At 40.7% G+C, this 15,893-nt stretch carries 12 protein-coding genes and 4 tRNA genes; 10 read left to right on the top strand and 6 right to left on the bottom strand.

What is annotated here, in order from left to right; genetic code table 11:
* Positions 1-135: 135 nt before the first annotated feature.
* From HMPREF3020_RS00080 to hybO, 5 genes are read right to left on the bottom strand one after another with little or no spacing between them, the layout of a single operon-like run.
* Positions 136-615 carry a HyaD/HybD family hydrogenase maturation endopeptidase gene (locus tag HMPREF3020_RS00080; RefSeq protein WP_070775115.1) on the bottom strand — a complete coding sequence of 160 codons (480 nt, stop codon included), beginning with the start codon at positions 613-615 and terminating at the stop codon, positions 136-138.
* On the bottom strand, positions 615-2,324 hold the full coding sequence (gene hybC, locus HMPREF3020_RS00075; RefSeq protein ID WP_049365051.1) for a hydrogenase 2 large subunit: 1,710 nt from the start codon (positions 2,322-2,324) through the stop codon (positions 615-617). Before hybC ends, HMPREF3020_RS00080 begins: the two co-directional genes overlap by 1 nt.
* Complete coding sequence (hybB, locus tag HMPREF3020_RS00070) at positions 2,324-3,550, bottom strand: Ni/Fe-hydrogenase cytochrome b subunit (RefSeq protein WP_005695037.1); 1,227 nt, start codon at positions 3,548-3,550, stop codon at positions 2,324-2,326. Before hybB ends, hybC begins: the two co-directional genes overlap by 1 nt.
* Complete coding sequence (hybA, locus tag HMPREF3020_RS00065) at positions 3,543-4,583, bottom strand: hydrogenase 2 operon protein HybA (RefSeq protein ID WP_049383968.1); 1,041 nt, start codon at positions 4,581-4,583, stop codon at positions 3,543-3,545. The genes hybB and hybA overlap by 8 nt, the downstream gene beginning before the upstream one ends.
* Positions 4,584-4,585: 2 nt before the next feature.
* Positions 4,586-5,737: a hydrogenase 2 small subunit gene (gene hybO, locus HMPREF3020_RS00060; RefSeq protein WP_070775114.1), complete on the bottom strand. Its 1,152-nt coding sequence runs from the start codon at positions 5,735-5,737 to the stop codon at positions 4,586-4,588.
* Between the two features lie 404 nt (positions 5,738-6,141).
* Between hybO and HMPREF3020_RS00055 the strand changes: the two genes are divergently transcribed.
* The 5 genes from HMPREF3020_RS00055 to cydC all read left to right on the top strand — a co-directional run bounded on the left by HMPREF3020_RS00055 (position 6,142) and on the right by cydC (position 13,848).
* Positions 6,142-6,699, top strand: a complete 558-nt coding sequence (locus tag HMPREF3020_RS00055) for a LemA family protein (RefSeq protein ID WP_239657530.1) — start codon at positions 6,142-6,144, stop codon at positions 6,697-6,699.
* An 11-nt stretch (positions 6,700-6,710) separates the two neighbouring features.
* Complete coding sequence (locus tag HMPREF3020_RS00050) at positions 6,711-7,598, top strand: DUF3137 domain-containing protein (protein WP_049381968.1); 888 nt, start codon at positions 6,711-6,713, stop codon at positions 7,596-7,598.
* Between the two features lie 173 nt (positions 7,599-7,771).
* On the top strand, positions 7,772-10,198 hold the full coding sequence (gene gyrB / locus HMPREF3020_RS00045; RefSeq protein WP_070775113.1) for a DNA topoisomerase (ATP-hydrolyzing) subunit B: 2,427 nt from the start codon (positions 7,772-7,774) through the stop codon (positions 10,196-10,198).
* A gap of 253 nt (positions 10,199-10,451) precedes the next feature.
* The gene (locus tag HMPREF3020_RS00040) at positions 10,452-12,197 is read left to right on the top strand and encodes an ABC transporter ATP-binding protein/permease (RefSeq protein ID WP_070775112.1); all 1,746 of its coding nucleotides are present in this window, start codon (positions 10,452-10,454) and stop codon (positions 12,195-12,197) included.
* Complete coding sequence (cydC, locus tag HMPREF3020_RS00035; protein WP_070775111.1) at positions 12,190-13,848, top strand: thiol reductant ABC exporter subunit CydC; 1,659 nt, start codon at positions 12,190-12,192, stop codon at positions 13,846-13,848. Before HMPREF3020_RS00040 ends, cydC begins: the two co-directional genes overlap by 8 nt.
* 39 nt (positions 13,849-13,887) lie before the next feature.
* On the opposite strand, the gene coaA is transcribed toward cydC, so the two are convergent.
* A complete protein-coding gene (gene coaA / locus HMPREF3020_RS00030) occupies positions 13,888-14,823 on the bottom strand; it encodes a type I pantothenate kinase (RefSeq protein WP_005695046.1) in 936 nt (311 codons plus the stop codon).
* A 213-nt stretch (positions 14,824-15,036) separates the two neighbouring features.
* Between coaA and HMPREF3020_RS00025 the strand changes: the two genes are divergently transcribed.
* From HMPREF3020_RS00025 to HMPREF3020_RS00005, 5 genes are all read left to right on the top strand, one after another.
* Positions 15,037-15,112: transfer RNA gene (locus tag HMPREF3020_RS00025), tRNA-Thr, on the top strand.
* Between the two features lie 30 nt (positions 15,113-15,142).
* A tRNA-Tyr gene (locus HMPREF3020_RS00020) sits at positions 15,143-15,227 on the top strand.
* A 41-nt stretch (positions 15,228-15,268) separates the two neighbouring features.
* Positions 15,269-15,343, top strand: a tRNA-Gly gene (locus tag HMPREF3020_RS00015).
* A 3-nt stretch (positions 15,344-15,346) separates the two neighbouring features.
* Positions 15,347-15,422: transfer RNA gene (locus HMPREF3020_RS00010), tRNA-Thr, on the top strand.
* A 103-nt stretch (positions 15,423-15,525) separates the two neighbouring features.
* The coding region (locus HMPREF3020_RS00005) for a GTP-binding protein (protein WP_180363106.1) at positions 15,526-15,893 on the top strand (368 nt) is incomplete at its 3' end.

Here is a 15,893-nt window from a genome sequence, read left to right as displayed (position 1 = left end):
ATTTTTCAATATTAATAAGATTAAAGAATTCTGGCGAAACCTTAAAGAAAATTCCCCTCTTTTGTAAAGAGGGGTTAGGGGAGATTTAACACTTGTCTCGATTAATTAAGTCAAATCTCCCCCAGCCCCTCTTTTCTAAAGAGGGGAATCTAGATTTAAGCCGTATTCCTTAATGACTTGATTTAACGTTTCAAAAACCTTTGGCAACACGTTTTGTATTGTTTCCGTCAAACCAATGCCAGATTCTAGCGATTCTGGTTGGATACCGATGAGGCAAAGGTGTTTTGGAAATTCGTCCGTTAATTTCATTGCAGAAAGTACATCACAAATGCCGAGTTGGTGTGGCGAAATTTTGCGAGAGAAAAAGGTTGGCACTTGCTCGTCATGCAACACGATAATCTCACCTGGTTGTTTGTTAGCAAGCACGGCATCGACAATAATCAAATGCTCGCGATTTGCCATCGCATCCAGTAATTCCATGCCACAAGTACCACCATCGATGATGTCAAAGTGCGGTTGAATTTCAGGGCGTTTTTCAAGCTCCTGCACAACACGCACACCGACACCTTCATCACTTAACAAAATATTGCCGACGCCAAGAATTAACGGCTTCATTACAACACCTTCACTTCAGTCACTTCGCCGTTTTCGGTATTAACTACGTGCACAGCACAGGACATACAAGGGTCAAAAGAGTGAATGGTTCTGACCACTTCTAACGGTTTAGTTGGGTCAGCCACCGGTGTACCAATAATGGAAAGCTCATAAGGACCCATTTGGTCTTGTTCATTACGCGGACCCGCATTCCATGTAGATGGTACAACGGCTTGGTAGTTTTCAATGCGACCGTCTTTGATGACAACCCAGTGAGAAAGCATACCACGTGGTACCTCACCGAAACCAACACCACGGAATTCACCGCTTGCTGGAATATCTGTTTTGATATACGCCGTCATATCACCTTTAGCGATATTATCAATGAGCATTTGCCATTGAGCGCTTAAAATGTCGTTGATCGCACAGCAATGCACGGTACGACCGATAATACGTCCAAGGGTAGAATGTAATTGATCGGTAGTTAACGTGTTACCAGTCAATTTTTCATAAATGCCTTTTAATTCATTGAAGTGGTTGACAGTTGGCGTGTCATTCGCAGCCAAACCACACATTAAATAGGCGAGAGGACCCACTTCGACAACTTTACCGTAGAAGGTTGGTGCTTTTACCCAAGAGTATTTACCATCATCTTGCCAGCCGGTATATTTCGGACGAGTTAAGCCAGCCCAAGGTTCTAATGGCTCATCATCTTCGTACCAAGCGTGTTTACCACTCTCTTTAATGCCTTTTACAACGAACTCATCTTTTTGTTGGTCGATTGCACGGAAAGTCGATAAATCGCCGTTTTCGATATAACCACCTTTTAACATGAATTTAGAGTTATCTGCATCAATTGGGTATTCAGGTACAGATAAGTAGTTGCCTGATGTTTTACCAAGACTTAACCATTCAGGATAGTAAGCCGCAAATACTGCCGCATCTACTTTATACACTTGGTTGATGAAGTCAGTTAAGCGGTCGATACAAGCTTTCACGAACATGAGACGTTCTTGGTTTAGTACTGCTTGGGAATCTAAGTTAATTGGGTTTGCTACGCCACCAATCGCCAAGTTTTGAATATGTGGTGTTTTACTACCAAGTAATGCCACCACGCGGTTAGCATCACGTTGACATTCAAGGGCTTGCAAATAGTGCGCGACGGCAATGAGGTTTACTTCTGGTGGAAGTTTCATTGCTGCATGACCGAAGTAACCGTTAGCGAAAATACCAAGTTGTCCGCTATCCACTAATGCTTGGATTTTTTTCTGTACGTTGCGGAATTCGTTAGCACTGTTTAATGACCATGTAGAGACACCTTTTAGCATATCTGCCGCTTTTTCAGGATCAGCTTTTAGTGCAGCGGTGATATCCACCCAGTCCATTGCGGAGAGTTGATAGAAATGCACGATATGGTCGTGAATGCTGTGGGCAGCAAGAATCATGTTACGAATATACTGTGCATTGACGGGGACTTTAGCGCCGATAGCATCTTCTACAGCACGTACGCTGATAATTGCGTGTACAGTGGTACATACGCCACAAATACGTTGCATAATCATCCATGCATCACGTGGATCGGCACCTTTTACGATATTTTCCATACCGCGCCACATGGTACCAGAAGACCAAGCATTGGTGACAACACCGTTTTCAATTTCGCAATCAATACGTAAATGACCCTCAATACGGGTAATTGGGTCAATTGAGATACGTTTTTTTTCTGACATTATTCTGCTCCGCTAACTTTTTTGCTGAATGCCGCTTTTTCGGCAATAATTTTTTCTGAGTCTTCGGTATGTTTTTCTTTAAATACCGGTAATACAGGGAATAAACGAATGATTAAAATATAGGCACATACTTCAATGGAAACGAAACCAATTGAAATAAGCAATTCTTCCGCAGATGGGAAATATTGATAGCCGTTGCCCGGATTATACATGATAAGCGAGTAGTTCATACGCCATAATGCTGCACCGAGTAACATGCTTAATGCCGAAATAAATAACCAACGGGAATCTGATTTTTTCTCCCCGAGGAAGAGGGTAAGTAACGGTAATACCATCAACCAGACTTCCATCCAGAACATCCATGCTTCAAATTTAGTTAATTTATCGAAGCCCACAACCATTTGCAGTTTGTCGTGATAAATCAACTCACCAAAACGCACAGCTAAGAAACAGAAAATTAATCCTGCGGTAACGCGTGCCAATTGAGTAAATAAATGACGTTCATCTGGTGTTTTTCCTGCAAGACCTGCTTTAACTAAAGAACCCTCAAAAATCACAATAGAGAAGCCCATAATGAAAGCTGTCAGCAAGGAGAGAATTGGTAGCGCTTCATAGCTTTGCCATACCGGATGGACTTTGTGACCAGCTACAATCATCAAGGAACCCATTGAAGATTGGTGCATCATTGGTAACAAGGCACCCAAGGCAATAATGAAAAACATGATTTTATTCAGTTTATTAAACCATTTTTTCAAGCCGAAGAAACCAAGCCATACAGGGGCAAATTCTAGGGTCACTACGATGATATACACCGTCATACAAAATGCTGTTTCAAATAGAACAGAGTTCGTGTTGAACTGGCCTGGAATGTAGAAATACGGCAAATGCCAATAACGCCCCATATCAATGGTGATAGATAAACCACCAAGGGAATAGCCGAATAAACTTGCAAGCAATGCTGGGCGAACAAGAGCGTGATATTTCCCTTTATTGAAAATATACACGGTCCAAGCGAGTGCCCAACCGCCACAGGCAAATCCTGTACCGACAAGTAAGTCAAAGGCAATCCATAAACCCCAAGGATAACCGCCATTAAGTGCGGTCACGGAACCAATACCAAAAACTAAACGTTTTAAAATTAATAAAACGCAAAGCACGGCAAGTGGTGCAAAAAAGAGAATTGCGGCAGAAACAAGGCGACCGCCTACCGGACGTGGATTACTCATGATGCTCATCCTCCGCTTCTTCGATTTCCTTGCGTGCCTGACGCATGGCTTCTTTTTGTGCTGCGATACGCTCAGCGATTTTATCGCCATGCATATTTTTGTAAGTCATAAAGGTTAAACCGGCAAGTGCAACTAATGGCAATGCTAAACCGCGATACAAGAAGTGTTGTAAATGCGCCGCACGAGAACCTGTTGCGACTTCATCTAAGTCCGGTAAACCAAGGTTAGCAAAAGGCACACCACTTAAGGCGAGTACCTGTGTACCACCACCTTCTTTTTCACCGTAGATGTGATATTGATATGCCGGCACGGTAGCACGGTATTTATCTGTACTATTAACGTGTTGACGTGGGTAATCATATTCGGTACCACGTAATAAGCTTAGACGACGTTTCGCTTCTGCCAATAATTCTTCACGTGTACCAAAAATAATGGCACCAGTCGGACAAACATGACAGCAACCAGGTAATTCACCTTTGTCTAAGCGTTCAACGCCTTTTTGGTTACAGAGTTCACATTTGCTGATTTCACCGAATGGATTGTCATAGTCGTATTTTGGTACATCAAAAGGACAACCCACCATGCAATAACGGCAACCAGTACAAATATCGGGATCATATTTTACAATACCCGTTTTTGGATCTTTGGTAAGCGCTTGAACCGGGCAAACCGCAACACAGTTTGGGTCAACGCAATGCATACATTGTTTTTTCACGTAAGCATAGCCGTTTTCTGTTTTGTCTTTATTTGTGCCGTCACCATCACTCCATACTTGAATCACGTTACGAGTAAATGGTGTGAGTTTGTCGTTATTTGACCAAGTTTGATCACCTTTTGGATTCACGGGTGTGTGGTTCACGTTTTGACATTCAGCCACGCATGCCTGACAACCTACACAAAGGGTAGAGTCATAAAGCATTCCTAGTGCACCGGGAATAGGCTCAACCGCTTCCGATGCCTGCACATTTGATACAGGCAAAGTAGATGCGATTCCGCCAAGCATACCCGCTTTTAGAAATTTTCGTCTATCCATTATTATTTACCTGTATGTTCTTCTTTCTCTGCAGCTTTAGCAGCTTCAGAACGAGCTTTATGTTGAGCGCTTAATTCGCGTAAGGTCACAACACTCACGCCTGCTAGGATTGCAGCTGCACCACCTAATAAACCAATAGCTGTCATGGTTGCACCTGAACCCTCGGTGTTGTTGACGTCTGGTTTTTCAACGCGTGGTGTTGGATTTTCTACGCCTGCTAATTGGAAAATACCTTTGGTAAAGCCGACACCTTTTTCGTTACAACCATAGCAAGGGTGCCCGATACCGACCGGCCAGTTATTACCGCCGACATCGCAGAATTCTAAGGTAGAGCAGTTGCCGTAAGTTTCTGGCCCTTTACAACCAAGATGATATAAACACCAACCGTTGCGGTGACCGTAATCACCGTATTCTTTAGCGAAGCGACCTGCATCGAAGTGCGGACGACGATAGCAGTTTTCGTGAATTAAGCGATCGTAAGCGAATAATGGACGATTTAATTTGTCCATTGCAGGTAGTTTCTTATAAGTAAGAATATAAGCGACAGTTGCAAGGAAGTTGTGTGGATTTGGTGGACAGCCAGGAATATTGATTACTGGCGTGCCTTTTGGTAAGACTTCAGATAAGCTGCTTGCGCCAGTTGGGTTACCACCGCTAGAAGGTACGCCCCCCCATGCCGCACAAGAACCGATCGCAATAATCGCGGCCGCCCCTTTAGCGGCCTCTTGGATGTGTTCTACAATCGGTTTACCTGCTACCATACAATAGACGCCGCCGTCTTTCACCGGAATAGATCCATCTACGACTAAAACATATTTTCCATAATACTGTTTAATTGCATTGTGTTTGTTATCTTCAGCTTGTTCCCCGAAGGCTGCAGAAAGGGTTTCGTGGTATTCTAAGGAAATCATTTCCAATACCAAGTTTTCTACTGTTGGGTGGGTGGCGCGTAGCAAGGATTCAGTACAACCCGTACATTCTTGCGCACCAATCCATAATACTGGTGGACGTTTAGGTTCGGTTAAAGCAGCGGTCATTTCTGCACCCGCTTTTGAACTTAACCCCATAGTCGCCGCAAGCGCGGTACATAACTTCATAAAATCCCGACGGGAAACTTCTGCTAAAGCAGAAAATAATCCATCACTTCGTTGCATATAATCACTCCAATTGGCACGTTACTTGTATGGTTAATCTAACTATGATATGCCTTGATGCGGGAAATTTATTTGATCGTAATCAAAAATACCCTTATTTTCCTTACAAAATAAGTGGGTAAGTGATTGTTTTTACTTGGTTATTGAGAATGATTGTTATTTATTTGCGCCACATTCACTTGGAGTCCATTTTTTGTACACTAAATCATAATAATAAAGTAAGGATTTGGGCTCAGAAAAATTTCGTGAATATTGACCGCACTTCTGGCTGATGTGAATGGGGAAGATGGATAAAACTAAATTCTTGGTTTTATTGATTTTTATCAACAAAATATTGTCTAAGTGAATAGATTTTATTGTGCTTTTCCCTATACTGAGTAGGGAAAATTTTCTATGGAGAAACAATGATGAATATAGTTGTGGGTATTGTCCTTCTCGGTTTAGCTTTCACTATTTCAATGTATAACAAACTGATTAGAAAACGTAATCAGGTGAGTAGTGTTGAAGCCAGTGTGGATGTTCAGTTAAAGCGTCGTTATGATTTGTTGCCAAACCTTGTCGCCACCGCAAAGGAATATATGTCGCATGAGCATAGCCTGCTTGAGCGTATTGTGACGTTACGTGAAAGTGCTAAATCAGCCCATTCTACAAGTGAGAAATTCCAACTCAATAATGAGATTTCGGGTTTATTACGTAATTTACAGGTTCGTCTAGAAAATTATCCGGATCTCAAAGCCAATCAAAATCTTTTGCAAATTCAGACCACACTTAGTGATGTGGAAGAGCAAATCTCTGCAGCAAGACGTACTTATAATTCAGCAGTTGAAGAGTATAACAATGCAGTGGAAATGTTCCCGTCAAATTTAATTGCAAATTTGTTTAATTTCCAGAAAGGAACATTTTTCGATATTCCTCAAAATGAAGCTGAAGTCCCTAATGTGGGTAATTTATTTAAACAATAAGTGGAAAAACCATGAATACACCAAAAGAGATTGAAGGGATTCGTTTTCTGGGATTAGAAAAGTTAGATGAGGAACGTTTAGCCATAAAATCCCTCATCAATAAATGGATTATTATGCTATGCGTTGGGTTATTTTTCCTCATTGGAACGATAGGGAATGGGTATATATTAAGTACAGCTTTAATCCTTGGTGTGCTCATTTATTCTTTTCGTCATTTATTTTTTAAATATAAGCGTTTTATCGCAGAATTTAAAACGCGCGTGATTAATACGATTGTCCAGGAATTTGGTTTCCACTTTAGCGCAGATAGAGGACTGAATATTAGTGATTTCCTCTCCGTTTATAATAGTGGTCCCGCGACATTCCGTAGTGAGGATTTAATCTTTGGTGAGTTTAATCAAACTGAAGTTGAAATCTGTGATTTTTCAGCATTTAACATGTCTTTGAAAGAGAAATCCGTTAAAGCATTAGGTGCTCAGAATTTCCAAGGCATTTTATTTAAAGCCACTTTTCCTAAAGAGCTGGCTCATTGGGTTTATGTTTGTGATAAGAAAGAAGCAGGTTTAAGAAAAGAAGGTGAAATTGCCTTGATGGATAATCCGTCTTTTAATCGTTACTTTGATGTGTTTACTGAAGATCAAATCTTAGCCAGATATGCTTTATCGCCTAAGTTAATGGAACGTTTTTGTGGATTGAAAGAGAAATTTAATTGCCCTATTTCGATGGTACTTCGTAACCGAGAAGTGATTATTGCACTTAATTTAGGAAAGAATAGTTTTGAACCGTCCTTTGAAAAGTCATTGTTAGAAGACAATACGATTCGTGATTATATTTCGAGTATCAAAGGCTTTACAGATATGGTGAAAGAACTCGGGTTAAATAACCATATTTGGAAATAAGTGTTAATGTAATAAAAAAGACGAGTTTAAATAATAAACTCGTCTTTTTGTTTTATATGCTATGTAATTTTATTTTTTTAACACCGAAAATTTTGACCGCACTTTTATTTCGCAAAATAGTCAGTTTTTTGCTATAATTCCGCACAATTTTCATTACAAAATAGAGAAAAACTATGTCAGAAACACCGGTTACAGAAAATGCTTATGGTGCATCAAGTATTAAAGTCTTAAAAGGGCTTGATGCGGTTCGGAAACGTCCGGGCATGTATATTGGGGATACCGATGATGGAACAGGCCTACACCATATGGTGTTTGAGGTAGTGGATAACGCGATCGATGAAGCACTTGCTGGCTATTGTTCCGATATTATCGTTACTATTCATGATGACAATTCTGTTTCCGTGCAAGATGACGGCCGTGGTATTCCAGTAGATATCCACCCAGAGGAAGGGGTTTCTGCGGCAGAAGTTATTATGACCGTGCTTCATGCGGGCGGTAAATTCGATGATAACTCTTATAAAGTATCAGGTGGCTTGCACGGAGTGGGTGTTTCGGTAGTAAATGCACTTTCTGATAAATTGCAATTAACTATTCGTCGCCAAGGTCATGTGTACGAGCAATTCTATCACTTGGGTGAGCCTCAAGGGCCTTTAACTATTATCGGTGAAACTCAAACGACGGGTACAACGGTGCGTTTCTGGCCAAGTCCAGAAATCTTTGCAATTACAACTTTCGATTACAAAATTTTAGCAAAACGCTTACGTGAGCTTTCATTCTTAAACTCTGGTGTATCAATTCGTTTAATCGATAAACGTGATGGCACAGAAGATCACTTCCATTACGAAGGTGGTATTCAAGCGTTCGTTGAATATTTAAATAAAAATAAAAATCCAATTCACCCAAAACCATTCTATTTTTCAGCTGAAAAAGACGGTATTGGTGTGGAAGTCGCATTGCAATGGAATGATGGCGTAAACGAAAACGTTTATTGCTTTACTAATAACATTCCACAACGTGATGGTGGTACTCACTTAGCCGGTTTCCGTGGCGCATTAACCCGTAGCTTAAATAACTATATGGAAAGCGAAGGGTTACTGAAAAAAGAGAAAGTGAGCACATCAGGTGACGACGCGCGTGAAGGTTTGGTAGCGATTATCTCAGTGAAAGTGCCCGATCCTAAATTCTCTTCACAAACAAAAGACAAATTAGTGTCTTCTGAAGTGAAAAGTGCGGTTGAATCTGCCATGAATGAGCGTATGCAGGAATATTTATTAGAAAATCCAGCGGATGCAAAAATCATTGTAAATCAAATTATTACAGCTGCACGTGCGCGTGAAGCGGCTCGTAAAGCCCGCGAAATGACCCGTCGTAAAGGTGCATTAGATATTGCGGGCCTTCCGGGTAAATTAGCGGACTGCCAAGAAAAAGATCCAGCACTTTCAGAACTTTACCTCGTGGAGGGGGATTCTGCGGGGGGGTCGGCAAAATCAGGTCGTGATCGTAAAACCCAAGCAATTCTGCCATTAAAAGGTAAAATTCTTAACGTTGAAAAAGCACGTTTTGACAAAATGCTTTCTTCTCAAGAAGTGGGCACATTAATTACAGCGCTAGGCTGTGGTATTGGCCGCGATGAATATAATCCAGATAAATTACGTTACCACCACATCATTATCATGACCGATGCGGACGTGGATGGTTCACACATTCGTACGTTATTGTTGACCTTCTTCTATCGTCAAATGCCGGAATTAATTGAGCGTGGTTACGTGTATATTGCTCAGCCGCCACTTTATAAAGTGAAAAAAGGTAAGCAAGAGCGTTACATCAAAGATAACGACGAAATGGTGCAATATGAATTAATGCTTGCACTTGATGGCGCAGCATTGCACATCAGTGCTAATGCGCCAGCAATGAATGATTTAGTGTTTGAGAAATTAGTGAGTGAATATAACAATGTTCAGAAATTAATTACTCGCTTAAGTCGTTATTATCCAGAGCCATTATTGCAAGGTTTGGTTTACCAACCACAATTAATCGTTGAGTTAATGCGTAGTGAAAGTGCGGTCGAAAATTGGGCGAATGCTTTTGTTGCCTACTTAACTGAAAAAGAAACAGAAGCACATTTATATTCAGCAAGAACGCAATTTAACAGCGAACGCCAAGTATATGAAGCCGTCATTACCGTTCGTAAACACGGTATTGATACCGATTACTTCATCAACTTTGATTTTGTAACGGGCAATGAGTTTGCGAAGATTACCGCCTTCGGTCAGCAAGTGAATGGCTTACTAGAAGAGGGCGCTTATGTTACTCGTGGTGAAAAAACGCAACCTGTTCAGTCATTTGAACAAGCTGTTGAATGGTTGATGAAAGAATCTCGCCGTGGTTTAGAAATCCAGCGTTACAAAGGGTTAGGTGAAATGAACGCTGAGCAACTTTGGGAAACCACTATGGATCCAAATGCTCGCCGTATGTTAAAAGTATCAATAAAAGATGCTGTCGCTGCAGATCAACTCTTCACCACATTGATGGGTGATGAAGTTGAGCCTCGTCGTGAATTCATTGAAATGAATGCGTTGAGAGCAAATCTAGACGTTTAGTCTAACACTCAAAAATATCACTAAAAATAACCGCACTTAGGGAAACCAAGTGCGGTATTTTTTTATCTGGAATATAAATAAAAATAATTTTCAATTAGATCTATTATTTGTTTATATTCTTGACTATAATTTTTACGACTTATATCGCTTAAAGACAATAATACGAAATAGACTCGTTTTTTGGTTGTTAGATTGGTAGCAAAGTACGCATAGTAATGTGCGTACTTCTTTTTTGTTTTTAGGAGCAATCATTATGATGATAGATAAACGCCTAATTAACACGGTAGCCGACAGTAAAAAATGGATTGGCATCACGGTGTTATGGAATTGGGTAGCGTTAATTGGTGGGATTATTAGTGCCGTCGTGTTCTCTTATATTTTACAGGCGGCTTATTTTAATGAATTGGGGCCAATAAGTGCGGTCATTTTGGGGATCGTTTTAATTGCTGCTTTGGCGTTGCGCGCCTTTGCAGGTAAAAAATCGGTGCAGGCCTCTTATTTTGCCAGTACGAAAGTCAAACATGAGCTGCGTAGCCTCATCTATCGCAAATTGGCTTCAATGCCGCTTAACCAAGTGAATCAACAATCTACTTCAAGCATTATTCAAGTGGCTTCAGAAGGTGTGGAACAACTTGAAATCTACTTTGGGCGTTATTTGCCTCAGCTTTTTTATAGCTTGCTTGCCCCGCTCACACTCTTCGCTTTTCTGATCTTTTTCAGCTTTAAAACAGCCGTGATTTTGCTGATTTGCGTGCCGCTGATTCCTATGTCGATCATTGCAGTGAATAAAATTGCGAAAAAACTCTTAGCAAAATATTGGTCCATTTATGTGGGTTTAGGAAGCAGTTTCTTAGATAACCTACAGGGTTTAATTACGCTGAAAATCTATCAAGATGATGCTTATAAAGCGAAAGCAATGGATGAAGAAGCGGAACATTTCCGCAAAATTACCATGAAAGTGCTTACCATGCAGCTTAACTCGGTATCACTGATGGATTTACTTGCTTACGGTGGTGCGGCAATCGGGATTTTAACGGCTTTATTGCAATTCCAAGCTAATCAATTAACCGTATTAGGTGTGATTTTGTTTATTTTGCTTTCTTCTGAATTCTTTATTCCACTTCGTTTATTGGGTTCTTTCTTCCATGTGGCGATGAATGGTAAAGCGGCATCCGATAAGATCTTTACGTTGTTAGATACGCCAGTTGAAACCCAAACGCAAGCGGTCGATTTTGCGGCGAAAAATGCTATTCAGGTGGATATCCAAGAGCTATATTTTTCTTATAGTGAAGAAAAACCTGCGATTGTTGGTTTGGATTTAAGCATCTTACCAAATCAGCTTACGGTATTTGTGGGTAAAAGTGGTTGTGGTAAATCAACCTTGGTTTCATTGCTAATGGGCTTTAATCAAGCGCAACAAGGCAAAATTCTATTCAACGGTCAAGAAATTCAAGAGATTGATCGTCATTCGTTTTATGAAAAAGTCTCATTGGTTAGCCATAGCAGTTATGTGTTTAAAGGTACGCTGCGTGAAAACATGAAGATGGCGAAAATCGATGCTACAGATGAACAAATTTATGCGTGTTTAGAACAAGTCAATCTGGCGCAATTCGTACGAGATAATGGTGGATTAGATATGCCGCTATTAAGCCGCGGCGCGAATTTATCTGGCGGTCAAATTCAACGTTTAGCTTTAGCGCGTGCTTTATTACACAATGCCGAACTTTATATTTTTGATGAAGCGACCAGTAATATTGATGTGGAAAGCGAAGAAATTATTTTGCAGTTCATTCAGCAATTTAAACAACAAAAAACCATTGTGATGATTTCCCACCGATTGGCCAATGCCGTGAATGCCGACTGCATTAATGTGCTTGAACAAGGCAAATTGATTGAGCAAGGCACACATAAAGACCTCATGGAAAAACAAGGTGCGTATGCTGAAATGTTCCAACAACAAAAAGATTTAGAACAAATTAGAGAGGTGGCAAATGCGTAAAAATGGTTTTGTTGTGATGGGGCATTTGTTGAAATTAGTGACCCCACTGGCGCATATTATGGCGTTTACTATCACCATGGGAACGCTCGGTTTTCTTGCCGCTATCTTTATTATGGTGCTTGGGGCGATGGGGTTAGTGAATCTTCTTAACTTTGACACCCATTTAAGTTTCTCTGGAATTTTGACCGCACTTATCGTGTTAGCGGTGGCTCGCGGTGCGTTGCGTTATTTAGAGCAGATGTCTGGGCATTATATCGCCTTTAAATTGTTGGCATTATTGCGCGATAAAGTGTTTTCTTCTTTACGTCGTTTGGCTTTTGTGAAGTTGCAAGATAAACAAGCGGGACAATTAGTGTCTTTAGTAACTAACGATATCGAATTGCTCGAAGTGTTTTATGCGCACACCATTGCACCAATTATGATCGCGTTCTTTACTTCTGCGATTTTATTGCTGGTCTTTGCACATCTTTCAGGTTGGTTTGTGGTTGTGGCATTAGCCGCTTATTTAACAGTGGGCGTGATTCTACCCATTATTACCACCAAATTGGCGCGTGAAGATGGCAGACGCTATCGTGAATTAGTAGGCGAAATGAATGACTTCTTCCTCGACAGCGTGCGTGGTATGAAAGAAATTCAACTTTTCGGCTATGCACAACAACGTTTAGCAGAAATCCAACAACGCAGCCAAAAAATCGATACAGCTTTTGAACGTATTAAAGACCAAGAAGCGAAAGTGCGCGTTTACACTGAAGTGGCAGTATCAGCGTTTAACATCATTATGTTATTCACCGGCTTAATTTTGTTTAGTCTAGATAAGATTGATTTTTCTGCCTTTTTAATCGGCGTGATTTTATTGATGTCGAGCTATGGCCCAGTTATTGCGTTAAGTAACCTTTCAAGCAACTTGTTACAAACCTTGGCTTCTGGTGAGCGAGTATTGAGCTTGCTAGCAGAAGAGCCCGAATTAAAAGACGTAGAAAGTGCGGTCGATTTGAAAGAGGTTTCTCGCATTGATGTTGAGAACGTAAGTTTTGCTTATGGTGAAGAACAAATTTTATCGGATGTTAGCTTGTCTGTGAAAAAGGGTGAAATTTTAGGTATTCATGGCAGAAGCGGCAGCGGTAAAAGTACCCTGTTAAAACTGCTGATGCGTTTTTACGACCCTAAATCGGGTAGCATTAAAATTAATGGCGAAAGCTTACCGAATATCAACACCCGTAGTTTGCGTGACAATATGGCGTACATTACCCAGCAAACCTACATTTTCAACGAAACCATCGAGGAAAATATTCGCCTTGCACGCCGTGATGCAACATTAGAAGAAATTATGGAAGCCGCGAAGAAAGCGTCAATTCATGATTTCATTTTAAGCTTGCCAGAAGGTTATCAAACGAAAATGACGGAATTGGGCGGCAACCTCTCTGATGGTGAAAAACAACGTATCGGTATTGCTCGTGCATTCCTACACAATGCACCAATTATTTTGCTTGATGAACCAACCAGTAATTTGGATAGCTTAAACGAAGCGATGATTTTGAAATCATTGTTGAACGTGAAGGCAGAAAAATTGATTATTCTCGTGAGTCACCGCCAGTCTACCATGGCTATTTGCGATCAGGTGATTGGCATTGAGAATGGAAGAATGTCGTAAGGTAGTGAGAAAAAGAGCGGTCAAATTGACCGCTCTTTTTTATTTTCTTAATTTCACTAACTCGACTTCATGATTTTCACCTTTTCTAAGAATCAGATTGGCGCGCTCACGAGTCGGCAGAATGTTTTGTTTTAAATTCAATCCGTTAATGTTATCCCAAATGTTGCTGGCCGTTTCAATGGCTTCTTGCTCCGAGAGGTTCGCATAATGTTTAAAATAGGAATCCGGATTGGTGAAAGCACTTTGACGGAATTTTAAGAATCGCTTGATGTACCATTCTTTGAGTAAGTTCTCGTCAGCATCAACGTAAATGGAGAAATCCACAAAATCAGACACGAAGGTTTGATTGGCTTTATTTGAACCTGTTTGGAGAACATTTAGTCCTTCTAAAATTAAAATATCCGGTTGGTCAACAATATCAAATTTATCAGGAACAATATCGTAAGTCAGATGAGAGTAAATAGGCGATTTTACAGATGGCTTGCCTGATTTGATATCAGCTAAAAAACGAATTAATTTGGCCGTATCATAAGAAATAGGGAAGCCTTTTTTTTGTAGCAAATCATCTTTTTTAAGTTTCTCTAATGGATAAAGAAAACCATCAGTAGTAATCAGATCAACTTTTCGTTCGGTAGGCCAGTGGGTTAGCAAAGATTGCAAAATACGTGCCGATGTACTTTTCCCAACAGCAACACTACCCGCGATACTAATGATGTAAGGGACTTTAGGGCTTTGTCCACCAAGAAAACGATTTAAAACGGTTTGGCGACGAAGGTTTTCATCAATATAGTAGTTGATGAGACGTGCAAGTGGCAGGTAAATAGTGCTCACTTCATCAAGAGAAAGCTCTTCATTGAAACCTAAAAGCGGTTTGAGATCTTGCTCCGTTAATTTTAGCGGAACAGATTTTCTTAATTCAGCCCATTGTTGACGACTAAAGTTCAGAAAGGGTGTTAGTTGTTCGGTAATTTCCACGGTGCTTTATATCTAGAGTGAAAAAATTGGACAAAATATACCCTATAAATGAGTTGTGATCATCGTTTTTTATTAAAAGTGATGAGTTTTAAAGCAAGAATGTGGCTTTTTGCTTGTAAATTAGACGAATAGTTAAAAAAAACGCATTTTTCATAAAAAAAACTTGTCAGGCATAAAATTTTCCATATAATACGCCTCACTTGCTTACAACACGCCGACTTAGCTCAGTAGGTAGAGCAACTGACTTGTAATCAGTAGGTCACCAGTTCGATTCCGGTAGTCGGCACCATCCTTTAGTAAACAAGTATTCATTTAGCGTGGAGGGGTTCCCGAGCGGCCAAAGGGGGCAGACTGTAAATCTGTTGGCTCAGCCTTCGAAGGTTCGAATCCTTCTCCCTCCACCATTTTCTAAATGAATTCTGATGGGACAGATGAATTTAGGACTGCGGGCATCGTATAATGGCTATTACCTTAGCCTTCCAAGCTAATGATGCGGGTTCGATTCCCGCTGCCCGCTCCAAACGCTGATATAGCTCAGTTGGTAGAGCGCACCCTTGGTAAGGGTGAGGTCGGCGGTTCAAATCCGCCTATCAGCACCAGCCTTCCAAATTCCTCTCTCCTTATTAAATAGTAATGATTTTATTGGTTAATGTGGTTTAATTTACCCATCGATAACCGTGTCTATTTAGAGGGACTCTTTAAATGTCTAAAGAAAAATTTGAACGTACAAAACCGCACGTAAACGTGGGTACAATCGGCCACGTTGACCACGGTAAAACAACTTTAACAGCAGCAATCACAACCGTATTAGCAAAACACTACGGTGGTGCAGCTCGTGCATTCGACCAAATCGATAACGCGCCAGAAGAAAAAGCGCGTGGTATCACCATCAACACCTCACACGTTGAATACGATACTCCAACTCGTCACTATGCACACGTTGACTGCCCAGGACACGCGGACTATGTTAAAAACATGATCACCGGTGCGGCACAAATGGATGGTGCAATCTTAGTAGTAGCAGCGACAGATGGTCCTATGCCACAAACTCGTGAGCACATCTTATTAGG

It is taken from the genome of Haemophilus sp. HMSC068C11 (genome assembly GCF_001815355.1).
In the GTDB taxonomy this organism is placed as follows: domain Bacteria; phylum Pseudomonadota; class Gammaproteobacteria; order Enterobacterales; family Pasteurellaceae; genus Haemophilus_D.
Note: the sequence above shows the minus strand (reverse complement) of the source record. Positions and strands in the feature narration are given on the sequence as shown.